This is a genomic window from Bauldia litoralis (assembly GCF_900104485.1).
GTDB lineage: Bacteria > Pseudomonadota > Alphaproteobacteria > Rhizobiales > Kaistiaceae > Bauldia > Bauldia litoralis.
This window is the reverse complement of the sequence record NZ_FMXQ01000002.1, coordinates 462,984-475,474: the sequence shown is the minus strand read 5'-3', so window position 1 is coordinate 475,474 and position 12,491 is coordinate 462,984. Positions and strand designations below refer to the sequence as shown.

16 protein-coding genes are annotated in these 12,491 nt (G+C 66.0%); 11 read left to right on the top strand and 5 right to left on the bottom strand.

Translation table 11 applies throughout. The features are described from left to right. Positions 1–369 (bottom strand): hypothetical protein, encoded by a 369-nt coding sequence (locus BLT60_RS06190; protein ID WP_090875521.1) that lies wholly within the window; start codon positions 367–369, stop codon positions 1–3. A gap of 335 nt (positions 370–704) precedes the next feature. Here BLT60_RS06190 and gyrA point away from each other — a divergent pair, with 335 nt between their 5' ends. The 5 genes from gyrA to BLT60_RS06165 all read left to right on the top strand — a co-directional run bounded on the left by gyrA (position 705) and on the right by BLT60_RS06165 (position 5,577). After that, a complete protein-coding gene (gyrA, locus tag BLT60_RS06185) occupies positions 705–3,476 on the top strand; it encodes a DNA gyrase subunit A (RefSeq protein WP_090875520.1) in 2,772 nt (923 codons plus the stop codon). A gap of 265 nt (positions 3,477–3,741) precedes the next feature. Further along, positions 3,742–4,065 carry an ArsR/SmtB family transcription factor gene (locus BLT60_RS06180; protein ID WP_090875766.1) on the top strand — a complete coding sequence of 108 codons (324 nt, stop codon included), beginning with the start codon at positions 3,742–3,744 and terminating at the stop codon, positions 4,063–4,065. After that, a complete protein-coding gene (locus BLT60_RS06175) occupies positions 4,062–4,493 on the top strand; it encodes an SRPBCC family protein (protein WP_090875519.1) in 432 nt (143 codons plus the stop codon). Before BLT60_RS06180 ends, BLT60_RS06175 begins: the two co-directional genes overlap by 4 nt. Positions 4,494–4,569: 76 nt before the next feature. After that, positions 4,570–5,049: a DUF1801 domain-containing protein gene (locus tag BLT60_RS06170; RefSeq protein ID WP_090875518.1), complete on the top strand. Its 480-nt coding sequence runs from the start codon at positions 4,570–4,572 to the stop codon at positions 5,047–5,049. 108 nt (positions 5,050–5,157) lie between these two features. Beyond that, a complete protein-coding gene (locus BLT60_RS06165) occupies positions 5,158–5,577 on the top strand; it encodes a DUF1801 domain-containing protein (protein ID WP_090875517.1) in 420 nt (139 codons plus the stop codon). Positions 5,578–5,899: 322 nt separating this feature from the next. On the opposite strand, the gene BLT60_RS06160 is transcribed toward BLT60_RS06165, so the two are convergent. Together BLT60_RS06160 and BLT60_RS06155 are read right to left on the bottom strand one after the other, a co-directional pair. Next, positions 5,900–6,169, bottom strand: a complete 270-nt coding sequence (locus BLT60_RS06160) for a hypothetical protein (RefSeq protein WP_090875516.1) — start codon at positions 6,167–6,169, stop codon at positions 5,900–5,902. A gap of 118 nt (positions 6,170–6,287) precedes the next feature. Further along, a complete protein-coding gene (locus tag BLT60_RS06155; protein WP_090875515.1) occupies positions 6,288–6,563 on the bottom strand; it encodes a hypothetical protein in 276 nt (91 codons plus the stop codon). A gap of 296 nt (positions 6,564–6,859) precedes the next feature. Here BLT60_RS06155 and coaD point away from each other — a divergent pair, with 296 nt between their 5' ends. From coaD to tgt, 6 genes are all read left to right on the top strand, one after another. After that, positions 6,860–7,372, top strand: a complete 513-nt coding sequence (coaD, locus tag BLT60_RS06150; protein WP_090875514.1) for a pantetheine-phosphate adenylyltransferase — start codon at positions 6,860–6,862, stop codon at positions 7,370–7,372. Positions 7,373–7,449: 77 nt separating this feature from the next. After that, positions 7,450–7,986, top strand: a complete 537-nt coding sequence (locus BLT60_RS06145; protein ID WP_090875512.1) for a peptidylprolyl isomerase — start codon at positions 7,450–7,452, stop codon at positions 7,984–7,986. Positions 7,987–8,016: 30 nt separating this feature from the next. After that, positions 8,017–8,490, top strand: coding sequence for a peptidylprolyl isomerase (locus BLT60_RS06140; RefSeq protein ID WP_090875511.1), 474 nt, complete (start codon positions 8,017–8,019; stop codon positions 8,488–8,490). A 116-nt stretch (positions 8,491–8,606) separates the two neighbouring features. Then, complete coding sequence (locus tag BLT60_RS06135) at positions 8,607–8,978, top strand: LiaI-LiaF-like domain-containing protein (RefSeq protein WP_090875509.1); 372 nt, start codon at positions 8,607–8,609, stop codon at positions 8,976–8,978. Positions 8,979–8,987: 9 nt separating this feature from the next. Then, the gene (gene queA, locus BLT60_RS06130; protein ID WP_090875507.1) at positions 8,988–10,070 is read left to right on the top strand and encodes a tRNA preQ1(34) S-adenosylmethionine ribosyltransferase-isomerase QueA; all 1,083 of its coding nucleotides are present in this window, start codon (positions 8,988–8,990) and stop codon (positions 10,068–10,070) included. An 11-nt stretch (positions 10,071–10,081) separates the two neighbouring features. Continuing rightward, entirely contained in the window at positions 10,082–11,194 is a 1,113-nt protein-coding gene (gene tgt / locus BLT60_RS06125) for a tRNA guanosine(34) transglycosylase Tgt (RefSeq protein ID WP_090875765.1), read from the top strand. 64 nt (positions 11,195–11,258) lie between these two features. Here the strand turns inward: tgt and BLT60_RS06120 are convergent, their stop codons facing one another. Further along, a complete protein-coding gene (locus BLT60_RS06120) occupies positions 11,259–11,423 on the bottom strand; it encodes a DUF1328 family protein (RefSeq protein ID WP_090875505.1) in 165 nt (54 codons plus the stop codon). A 76-nt stretch (positions 11,424–11,499) separates the two neighbouring features. Beyond that, entirely contained in the window at positions 11,500–12,468 is a 969-nt protein-coding gene (locus tag BLT60_RS06115) for a PRC-barrel domain-containing protein (RefSeq protein ID WP_090875503.1), read from the bottom strand. Positions 12,469–12,491: the final 23 nt, after the last annotated feature.

Sequence of the window (12,491 nt, the reverse complement as noted above, 5' to 3'; positions counted from 1 at the left end):
TCAGAGGAGCAGCGGGACGACCACCGCCGAGATAACCGCCAGGACGATGACGGCGGCGATGACCCAGACCAGCGCCGACATGCGGAAATGGCGGCTCTGGAAGACGATTTCGGTGTCGGCTCGCGGCGTCACGTCGATGGCATAGTCGACGTCGGCGAAACCCTTGGGGATCGCCTGGTCCGGCTCGAGAGGGCGGATCTCCGTCGGCTGGCGGACGAACCAGCGGGTTCGAGAAATCTCCACCGTGCCCTCGGGCGGTCCGCCGCCGTCGACCCGCCGGGCGGTGAAGCGCACCGTCTGCGGGATGCTGTCGGACAGCATGCGGAGGATGCGGGTGCGCTGGCCGGCCGGGGCGACGATGCGTTTCATGCGGCGGGACTCCGGGGTCTGGCGGGAGCTTGCGGGTGGCCACAGACCCTACGTATCGCATCGCTCAGGCGACGGAAACGGCCGTCGGGCGGCCCGGGTGGCAGGTGGGCGAATCGCGGATTATCAAGGGGCGAGAGCGGCGGTTTTGCCGTCTCATTTTATCGCCGGCCCAAGACATTGAAAACGCAGCGCTTTTCGGGGCGGATTGCAGGCGCTTTCGGCTTGTAACTTTGGTGGTGAATCCCTAGGTTTTGTGCAGGTTTAACCCTGATTCCCCGAGTATCCCATTGGCTGATGAAACACCCCCCCGGACGCCGGACGAACCCGGCGACGGAATGACACCCGGCATCGAATTCGTCTCGATCACCGACGAGATGCGGGACAGCTATCTCCAATACGCGATGAGCGTCATCGTCAGCCGCGCGCTGCCGGACGCCCGCGACGGCCTGAAGCCGGTGCATCGCCGCATCCTCTATTCGATGCACGAGAACGGCCGCGACTGGAACAAGCCCTACCGCAAGTCGGCGCTGGTGGTCGGAGACGTGATGGGCAAATACCATCCGCATGGCGACCAGGCGATCTACGATGCGCTGGTCCGGCTGGTGCAGCCCTTCTCGATGAGCGTGCCGCTGATCGACGGGCAGGGCAATTTCGGCTCGGTCGACGGCGATCCGCCGGCGGCGATGCGATACACCGAATGCCGGCTCGAGAAGGTCGCCCATTCGCTGCTCGAGGACATCGACAAGGATACGGTCGACTTCCGCGACAACTATGACGGCTCGGAAAGCGAGCCCGTCGTGCTGCCGGCGCGCTATCCGAACCTTCTGGTCAATGGTGCCGGCGGCATCGCCGTCGGCATGGCGACCAACATCCCGCCGCACAATCTCGGCGAGATCATCGACGCGACCATGGCGCTGATGGACGATCCGGCGATCGACCTTGAGCGGCTGATGGAAATCGTCCCCGGTCCGGACTTCCCGACCGGCGGCATGATCCTCGGCCGGGCCGGCATCCGCTCCGCCTATGCGACGGCGCGCGGCTCGGTGCTGATGCGCGGACGGGCGTCGGTCGAGACCGTGCGCAAGGAGCGCGAGGCGATCGTCATCACCGAGATCCCGTATCAGGTGAACAAGGCGACGATGATCGAGAAGATCGCCGATCTGGTTCGCGAGAAGCGGATCGAGGGGATTTCCGACATCCGTGACGAATCCGACCGCGACGGCATGCGGGTGGTGATCGAGCTGAAACGCGACGCGGTGGCGGACGTGGTGCTGAACCAGGTCTATCGCTTCTCGCCGCTGCAGACCTCCTTTGGCTGCAACATCGTGGCGCTGAACGGCGGCCGGCCCGAGCAGATGACGCTGAAGGACATGCTGCAGGCCTTCGTGTCCTTCCGCGAGGATGTCATCAGCCGGCGGACGCGCTACCTGCTGGCCAAGGCGCGCGACCGGGCCCATGTGCTGGTCGGTCTCGCCATCGCGGTCGCCCATATCGACGAGGTGATCCGCGTCATCCGCTCGTCCAAGGACGCGGCGACGGCGCGCGAGGAACTGATGAGCCGCGACTGGCCGGCCGAGGAGGTGGCGTCGCTGCTGACCCTGATCGACGACCCGCGCCACCGGATTGCCGAGGACGGCACCTACCGGCTGTCCGACGCGCAGGCCCGGGCGATCCTCGAGTTGCGCCTCGCCCGACTGACGGCGCTCGGTCGCGAGGAAATCAGCGACGAACTGGAAAAGATCGCCGTCGAGATCACCGACTATCTCGACATTCTGCGCTCGCGCGAGCGGGTGCAGACCATCATCAAGAACGAGTTGATCGCGATCCGCGACGAGTTCGCGGTCCCGCGGCGGACCGAAATCCTCGACGGCGGTGCCGATCTCGACGACGAGGACCTGATCCAGCGCGAGGACATGGTGGTCACGGTCACCCATTCCGGCTGGATCAAGCGGGTGGCGCTCGACACCTACCGGGCGCAGCGGCGCGGCGGCAAGGGCCGCACCGGCATGGCGATGAAGGACGAGGATTTCGTCAACCGCGTCTTCGTCGCCAATACCCATACGCCGGTGTTGTTCTTCTCCTCGCGCGGCATCGTCTACAAGGAAAAGGTCTGGCGGCTGCCGCTGGCCTCGCCGCAATCGCGCGGCAAGGCGCTGATCAACCTCCTGCCGCTGGAACGCGGCGAGCAGATCACCTCGATCCTGCCGCTGCCGGAGGACGAGAAGAGCTGGGCCGAACTCGACGTGATGTTCGCGACGACCAGCGGGCGGGTGCGGCGGAACAAGCTCTCCGACTTCGTCCAGGTCAATCGCAACGGCAAGATCGCGATGAAGCTGGACGAGGGCGACGGGATCGTCGGGGTCCAGCTTGCCACCGAAAAGCATGACGTGCTTTTGACCACGGCGGCCGGCCAGTGCATCCGCTTCCCGGTCGACGAGGTGCGGGTGTTCAAGGGCCGCGACTCGACCGGCGTGCGCGGCATCGCGCTCGGCGAGGGCAACCGCGTCATCTCGATGGCCATCCTCCTGCATTTCGACGCCGACGGCGCCGAGCGGGCGGCCTACCTGAAGATGAGCCGGGCGGTGCGCGGCGAGGGCGAGCCGGAGGGCGCGGAGGCGGCCACCGAGGCGCCGGCCGATGGCGAGGAGGAGGCCGCGACCAGCGGCGAGCTCTCGCAGGATCGTTACGCCGAAATGAGCGCCGCGGAGCAGTTCATCCTCACCGTCTCCGAGAACGGCTACGGCAAGCGGACGTCGTCCTTCGAGTACCGGACGACCGGGCGTGGCGGCAAGGGCATCGTCGCGATGGTGGTCAACGAACGGAACGGACCGCTGGTGGCGTCCTTCCCGGTCGATGCCAACGACCAGATCATGCTGGTGTCGAACGGCGGGCAGATCATCCGCATGCCGATCCACGACATCCGCATCGTTGGCCGCGGCACGCAGGGCGTGATCGTCTTCGATACCGCGAAGGACGAGACCGTGGTTTCGGTCGAACACCTTGGTGAAGCCGAAGACGAGGAGCCGGAAGCCGGTGACGACGAAGCCGGCGAGGGCGGTGAGGGCAGTCCGCCCGATGACGGCGGGGCTCCGGAGCCGCAAGCCTAGGGCGCGGCTGCCGGCGGGGCGCGAGCGAACGCATCACTGTGACAACGTATTGTGACCGGGCTATGGAAGTAGCCCGGTCGTTTTGTATTCGCGCGCCGAGCGATCACGCCTCAGCATGATGGCACAGGCCAATGAGCGTTGGAATTTTGCGGATAGTTCGTTGTTCCGTCGCCCGGGCGAGGTCGCTTCCCCAATCCCGTTCTTGACAACCCATAGCTCTTCGGCGATGAAATAGACCGATAGCCGACGGGGTATGGATGCAAGAATGCCGGACGCGCATGACCTTCTCTTCAGGACGCTTGCCGACCCGACGCGGCGCGGGCTTTTCGAGCGCTTGTGCCGCGAAGGCGAAAAGACGGTCGGCGACCTGACGGCGCGGGCCGGTGTATCGCAACCGGTCGTTTCGAAGCACCTCGGGATCTTGAAACAGGCGGGGTTGGTGCGCGGCCGCCATGAGGGGCGACAGACGCATTACAGCGCCCAACTTGGCGCACTGTCGCCACTGGTCGACTGGACGAGCCGGATGGCCGCGTCGTGGGAATCCCGCCTCGACGACCTCGAAGATCTGCTGAAAAGGATGGACCAGTGAGCCAGGCACCCACCGAAACGCGCGCCGTCGTCATCGAGCGCGACATCCCGTTTCCGCCCGAAAAGCTTTGGCGGGCGCTTACCCAGCCGCACCTGATGGAAGAGTGGCTGATGAAGAACGATTTCAAGCCGGTGGTCGGCCACAGCTTCAATCTTCACGGCGAGTGGGGCGGGGTTCTGGATTGCGAGGTCCTTGTCGTCGAGACAAACCGCACGCTCGCCTACACGTGGAACTTCCCGCATGACGATCCGGCCTACAACTTGGAGAGCGTTGTGACCTTCACGTTGACCCCTTCGTCGACGGGAACCAGGCTTCGCGTCGAGCAGGTCGGCTTCCGTCCCGACCAGAAACAGGCGTTTGGGGGGGCGCGGGCCGGGTGGGTGCAATTCTGCTCGAACCTCGAGGCGGTCGTGGGCCGGATGGACTGAGCGGGGCGCCGACACCGTCTGGATCCGGGCCGGGCGGGCGCAAAGGACGACGCGGCGACGCACGGGATCGAGGACGATGGCGAAAGCGACATCAGGAGTGAAGGCAGAGGGTGCGGCGCAGTCGGCCGAGGGGGGCGGCGCGGAGCCGGTTCTCCTGTCCGGTGGCAACCCGCAGATCGCCAAGGGCACCGGCGATGCGCCGGTGCAGGCCTATATCGCGGCGATGCCAGGCTGGAAGCGGGATGTCGGGCGCCAACTCGATGCGCTGATCGCCGAGGCCGTTCCCGACGTCCGCAAGGCGGTCAAATGGAACTCGCCGCTCTATGGCGCGAATGTCGGCGACGAGCCGCAGACGTGGTTCCTGAGCTATCACTGCTTCGACAGATACGTGAAGGTCGCTTTCCATCGCGGCGCACAGTTGCAGCCCATGCCGCCGGTCGGGTCGAAGCAGAAGGACGTGCGCTACTTCCACATTCACGAGGACGAGGCGATCGACGAAGACCAGTTCGTCGACTGGGTGAAGCAGGCGAGCGTACTGCCGGGCGAGCGGATGTGAGGGGCGGGCTGTCACCGGTTCGATCAACAATGGCACCAATATCGCGGCGAAGGGCTGCGCCTCGGTCTATCCATTTGAAGAGGCGAATGGCTATCGAGGGAGCCGGACATGACGACACGTACCAAGAACGCCGACACGGCGGCGGCCGATAACTCTCCTTCCGACCTGATCGACGCCAAGATCGCGGGATTGGGGGATTGGCGCGGGGCGATGCTCGGGCGAATGCGCGGACTGATCCGGGAAGCCGACCCGGCCGTGGTCGAAGCGGTGAAGTGGCGGAAGCCGTCTAATCCTTCCGGGGTGCCGGTCTGGGAACATGACGGGATCATCTGCACCGGCGAAACCTACAAGGGCTATGTGAAGCTGACTTTCGCCAGGGGAGCGGCGCTGGACGACCCCTCCGGCCTGTTCAACGCCAGCCTGACCGCCGGAACCCGGCGGGCGATCGACCTGCGGGAGGGCGATACGATCGACGCCGAAGCATTCAAGGCGCTGGTTCGGTCGGCCGTGGAATTGAACAGGTCGTAGGAAGGTGCCGGGTAGGGCGGTTTCCGTGGTTTTCCCGGATCTTGTGGGCCGCGCGCCCCTCCCACCATCGCTTCGCGACGGTCCCCCCTCCCCGCAAGCGGGGCGGGATCGCAGGGCGCCGGTTTTAGCATCTCCGAAGAGCTGATTGTATCGCGGAGCGGCGTGTCCTCTCCCGTTCGCGGGGGAGCGGAGTCCGCCCGAAGGGTGGAGGGGCGCTCGACCGACGGATGGAAGTTGCCGCCCAGACAAAAAAGAGCCGCCGGTTGGGGCGCCGGCGGCTCAAGCTCAGGTCAGGTTTTGGGAGGCGTAGGGAAACGAAGGCTTATTGCGCGATGAGGTCGGCCGGGGTCTCGGTCGCATTGGAGGCGGTCATGGTGACCGGTACGCGCTCCAGCACCGAAACCTGGTCGCCACGCGACTCGACGGTCACGTAGTTGATGTCCGCCGGAGCCGTCGTCGCGATTTCGAGGCGATCGCTCTTGGTGGCGACGGTCGGGCCGCCGGCGTCGTAGACGGCTGCGCCGGCAAATGCGACGGCGACGGTGGCGGCGAGACTGGTGGCTGCGATGGTCGAATGGATCCAGAAATTCATTTTGTTGTCTCCTGACGGAACCGGCTGTCGATGTCTGTCGGTTTTATCGCTGTTGCCGACTGAACCCTGGCCGATTGCTCCGTTCATCTGGTGTTCAGCTAAGTCGCCCGGGTTCGCCTTACTCGAAGGCGGTCTGGAAGCGGTCGGCGAGAGCGCCGTTGGACGCCATCGGACCGATCATCACGGCGGCGGGCTCGTTGGCCGAAATGTAGCGGATGTCATTGCCGGCGCCGGCGAGGCATTCGGCGGGGATGTTCGGCCAGGCGGCAGCTTCGCAGGTCGCGGCGACATCGGTTTCCTTGGTTTCGCCGCGGAGAGTCGCACCGGTGATGCCGAGCGCAACTGTCGCGGCAAAGGCGACTGCAACGACTGTCTGGCGGATCAAGGTGGTCATCTTTCTCATCCTTCCGTGCCTGGCCGGGGGTTCGTGCCGGCCTCACTTGAACAACGGGTATGACTGGAAGATAGTTCCGCCCTCTTTCATCCACAGTGACCAACTTCACAAAAGCCGTGTGATCGGGGTCACATGGTCAAGTCTCTGCGGGCATTGGGAAAAAGGGGGCTGCCGGATGGCCGGAATTGGCTCTCTCCGCTGCCCCCGTGCCGGGGCAACGCCTTGCCGGGCGGGGCGGTTCCCGATAGAAGCCGAGCGACGCCTTGCCTCGGCCACAGCCGCGAACCGACCGGACCATGACCCGAACAGCGCTCTATCCCGGCACCTTCGACCCGATCACCAACGGCCACCTCGACATCCTGCTTGCGGCGTTGACGGTGTCCGACCGGGTGGTTGTCGCGATCGGGGTCCATCCGTCTAAGAAGACGATGTTCACCTCCGACGAGCGCAAGGCGATGATCGCCGACGTGATCGCCGGGCTGCCGACCGACAAGCGCGATCGCGTCTCGGTAACGTCCTTCGACGGGCTGACCGTTGCGGCGGCCCAGGCGGCCGGCGCCGAGGTGCTGGTCCGCGGGCTGCGCAACGCGGCCGATTTCGATTACGAGATGCAGATGGCGGCGACCAACGCGGTGCTGGCTCCGGAGATCAGGACCGTGTTCCTGCCGGCTTCGCCGTCAAGCCGCCACATCACCGCCACGCTTGTTCGGCAGATCGCTCGCATGGGCGGCGACGTTGCGCCGTTCGTACCTCCGGCTATCGTCGAGAGATTGAAGTCCAAGGCCGCGCCGCCGGCTTCCTCGACCTGATGCCGCAAGCCCCGGGGCCCCGAACGGGCGCCGGATCATCCATCCATCCCGTCATCCTGCGAATTTGGTGAGTGAGAATGATCAAACACGTTACGGCCGCGCTGGCGGCTCTGTTTCTGCTTCTGCCGGCGGTCTCCCATGGCCAGGACCTCGATCCCGAGAACACCCTGATCATGCAGCTTGAGGATGGCGAGGTGACCATCCGCCTGCGTCCCGACCTGGCGCCGAACCATGTCGCCCAGATCAAGACGCTGACCCGCCGCGGCTTCTATGACGCGACGCCCTTCCACCGGGTGATCGACGGCTTCATGGCCCAGGGCGGCGACCCGACCGGCACCGGCGCCGGCGGTTCGGATCTTCCCGACCTCAACGCCGAATTCACCAACACCAACTTCGGCCGCGGCGTGATCGGCGCGGCGCGCACGTCCGATCCCAACTCGGCCAACTCGCAGTTCTTCATCTGCTTCGACGACTGCTCGTTCCTGAATGGCCAGTACACGGTCTGGGGCGAAGTGGTCGAGGGCATGGAACTGGTCGATGCGCTGAAGCGCGGCGAGCCGGTGCAGGACCCGGACCACATCGTCCACATGCGGGTCGCCGGCGACACCAACTAGTCTGACGAAAAACCGAAAGAGGAGGGCCGAATGGCCGACGTAAAAGACCCCGAGAACACCCTGATCATGGAAACCACCCATGGCACCACCGTGATCGAACTGCGCCCCGACCTGGCGCCCGGGCATGTCGCCCGGATCAAGGAGCTGGCGCGCGAAGGCTTCTACGACGGCATCGTCTTCCACCGCGTCATCGACGGCTTCATGGCCCAGACCGGCGATCCGACCGGCACCGGCATGGGCGGCTCCGGCAAGCACCTGCCGGCTGAATTCAACGCCGAGCCGCATGTGCGCGGCACCTGCTCGATGGCCCGCGCCAGCGATCCCAACTCCGCCGACAGCCAGTTCTTCATCTGCTTTGGCGACGCCGGCTTCCTCAACGGCCAGTACACGGTCTGGGGCCAGGTGAGCGAGGGCATGGACAATATCGACAAGATCAAGCGCGGCGAGCCGGTGGCCAACCCCGACAAGATCGTGTCAATGAAGGTTGCCGCCGACGCAGCCTGAGGCCTGACGCTATCACGGGCCGCGCGACCGGTGTCTGCCGGCGCGCGCGGCCCGTCAACCGCTCGTCAACTGCCATCGTGCTAGGATCGGCGGTCGATAGCGGGAGGTGAACCATCATGTCCAACACGCCATTGCAGGAAGACGACGCAAACGATCCGCGCGGTCCGGGGGCCTGGGTCGCGGCGCTGATCCTGATCGGGGTCGGCATTGTCTTCCTCCTGCAGAACATGGGCTACGCCATTCCGGGCAACTGGTGGGCGCTGTTCATTCTCATTCCGGCGGTCTTCGCACTGATCGGGGCGTGGAAGGCCTACGCGGCGAACGGCTTCGGCGCCGCCGTCATCGGGCCGCTGATCACCGGCATCGTTCTGGTGGCGCTGACGCTGATGTTTCTCTTCGACCTCGATGTCGACTGGAACGTCATCTGGCCGGCGGTGCTGATCGTCATTGGCGTGCTGGCGCTCGGCCGCGCCTATTCGCGCCGCTGACGGTTTTTCGTGCGGGTCGACCTCTTCGATTTCGAACTGCCGGAGACGAGCATCGCGCTCCGGCCGGCCAATCCGCGCGACGCGGCGCGGCTGCTGGTGGTGAAGCCGGGTGTGGCGCTGGATGACCGGCATGTCAGCGACCTGCCGGACCTGCTGCGGCCCGGTGACGTGCTGGTGGTCAACGACACCAAGGTGATCCCGGCGGAACTGCGCGGCGAACGGATCCGCGGCGAGCATGTCACGCCGGTGTCAGTCACGCTCTACGAGCGCAGCGGACCGGCGCGGTGGCGGGCCTTCGCCCGGCCGGCACGACGGCTCAGCCCTGGCGACCGGCTGCGCTTCGGCGCCACCGTCGACAATGCCTGCCTTGCCGCCGGCCTCGATGCGACCGTCGAGGAGAAGGGCGAGGGTGGCGACGTGCTCATCCGTTTCGACCTCTCGGGGCCGGTGCTCGACGAGGCGGTGCACGCCATCGGTCACATGCCGCTGCCGCCCTATATCGCCGCGAAACGCGGCGAGGATGCCAGTGACCGGGCCGACTACCAGACGATCTATGCGCGGGAGGAAGGCGCGGTCGCCGCGCCGACGGCCGGCCTGCATTTCACCGACGGGCTGTTCGAGCGGCTTTCGGCGGCGGGGATCGGGCTGCAGCGGGTGACGCTGCATGTCGGGCCGGGGACCTTTCTGCCGGTCAAGGCGGAGGATACGGCCGACCACCGGATGCACGCGGAATGGGGGACGGTGAGCGCCGACGTCGCCGACGCACTCAACCGGGCGCGGGCCGCCGGCGGCCGGATCGTCGCGGTTGGAACGACCTCGCTGCGGCTTCTCGAAAGTGCGGCGACCGATGACGGGCTGGTCGCGCCTTTTTCCGACGAAACGTCGATCTTCATCACGCCGGGCTATCGCTTCAAGGCGGTCGATATCCTGATGACCAACTTCCACCTGCCGCGCTCGACGCTGTTCATGCTGGTCTCGGCCTTTTCCGGCCGCGAGACGATGGTGGCGGCCTACCGGCACGCGATCGACAGCGGCTACCGCTTCTATTCCTACGGCGACGCCAGCCTGCTTTTTCCGGAGATACGGCCGTGACCGATTTCGGCATGACGATCGCGGCGACCGACGGTGCGGCGCGGACCGGCGAACTGACGACCGCGCGGGGCGTCATCCGGACACCGGCCTTCATGCCGGTTGGCACTGCCGGGACAGTCAAGGGGATGTACCCAGAGCAGGTGCGCGGGCTCGGCGCCGATATCATCCTCGGCAACACCTATCACCTGATGCTGCGGCCGGGCGCCGAGCGAGTGGCGGGCCTCGGCGGCCTGCACGTCTTCTCCAACTGGCCGTATCCGATCCTCACCGATTCCGGCGGTTTCCAGGTGATGTCGCTATCGGGACTGCGCAAGCTGGATGAAGAGGGCGTGACCTTCCAGTCGCATCTCGACGGGTCGACCCACCGATTGACGCCGGAGCGCTCGCTCGAGATCCAGGGCCTGCTCGACTCGGACATCCGGATGCAGCTCGACGAATGCGTGCGGCTGCCGGCGCCGCGGCAGGAGGTGGAGCGCGCGATGCGGATGTCGTTGCGCTGGGCCGAGCGCTCGAAGGCGGCCTTCGGCGCGACGAAAGAGCGGGCGCTGTTCGGAATCGTGCAGGGCGGCGACCAGCCGGACCTGCGGATCGCCTCCGCCGAGGCGCTGGCCGACATCGGCTTTCACGGCTACGCGATCGGCGGGCTGGCGGTTGGCGAGCCGCAGGACGTCATGCTGGCGATGCTCGACACGACGGTGCCGGCACTTCCCCTTGACCATCCCCGCTACCTCATGGGTGTCGGCCAGCCGGACGACATTGTCGAGGCGGTACGGCGCGGCGTCGACATGTTCGATTGCGTGCTGCCGACCCGCGCCGGCCGGCATGGCGTCGCCTATACGCGCTTCGGCCGGATCAACATGAAGAATGCCCGCCACGCCGACGACCGGCGGCCGATCGACGAGACCATGGACTGGGTGCCGGCGCGGGACTATTCGCGCGCCTATCTCCACCACCTGATCAAGTCGGGCGAACTGCTCGGCGCGATGCTCTTGACCTGGAACAACCTTGCCTATTACCAGCACCTGATGGCCGGGGTCCGGGCGGCGATCGCTGCCGGGCGGTTCGACGACTTCGTCGCGGAAACCAAGGACGGTTGGGCGCGGGGCGACCTGCCGCCGGCCTGAGGCCTACACGAAAACGCCCGGCGCGATCAGCACCGGGCGCGAAGGTTCGCGGTAGTCGTTCGGCTCAGGCGAAGGCCAGGACGCCGAAGATCAGCAGCAGCGCCAAACCGATCAGCAGGATCACCACCAGGATCTGGGCGACACCGGCGGCTGCGCCGGCGACGCCTCGGAAACCCAGGATGCTGGCGACCGCGGCGATCAGCAGGGCAATGAGAATCCATTCCAACATCGTCGCACCTCATGAAATGGCCGATGCACGGCCTCCGGAATGGAGACCGTGCATCGTCGTTGTCAGGTAGCGAGCCTTAGCTCTTGCCGCGGACGAGAACCTTCTGACGGTCCTCGCGGTACGCGGTCTCGTCATACTCCGGCGCCGCATCGAGCTGATCGCGAGTGAACGCCGTCTTCAGGATCAGGTTTTCATTCTGGTCCATGGTGATGGCGAGGTCGGAGTAACCGATCGCGACCGGCTTTTCGCCGATGCCGAGGAAGCCGCCGACATCGATCACGACCGCGTCGATCTCGCCGCCTTCGGCCAAGAGGACGTCCGAGACCTCGCCGACATTCTCACCGTCGGAGCTGTAGACGGTGGTGTCGATCAGGTTCTCGACACTGATGGTCGACGGGTCGAAAGTCGCGCCATCGGCCGGGGCCATCGCCGTCTCGTCCATCACGGCGGGATCGTTGGTCCTGGCCACGGTGTCGGCCGGAGCGTTTCCGTCCATGACCGCCGGGTCGTCGGTCTTGGCCATGGTGTCGGCCGGAGCGTTCTCGTCCATCACAGCCGGACCGTCGGTCTTGGCCATGGTGTCAGCCGGCGCGTTGTCCTTCATGGCCGGGTCCTTGGCCATGGCCGTCTGTGCGTCGCGCTCAAAGGCCGGAGCGGATTCGAGCTCTTCCTGGGTAGCGGCGAGAACCGGCCAGGTTTCGCCATCCTCGTCCGTGCGCCAGGTCAGGCGATCGAACGGAACAGCAACGTCCTTTTCGCCGATGCCGAGGAAGCCGCCGACGCCGATCACGACTGCAGCGATCCCGCCATCGGGAGCGACAACGAGGTCATTGACGTCGCCGATGGCTTCGCCGTCGGCCTCGGCCGAGCTATAGACCGTCGAGCCGATGATGTCGGACGCGTAATGGTCCGTCGTGTCGATCTGCTGGACGTAGCCCGAAGCCATCGTCGCGGCGGCAGCGTAGGGGGAGGGGGTGACGACGTATGCACCGGTCGCAGTGACGGCAACCATGGCGGTCGTGGCGAGGAGTTTCCTGAAGGTCATTGTTTGTGTGTCCCTTATTGGCG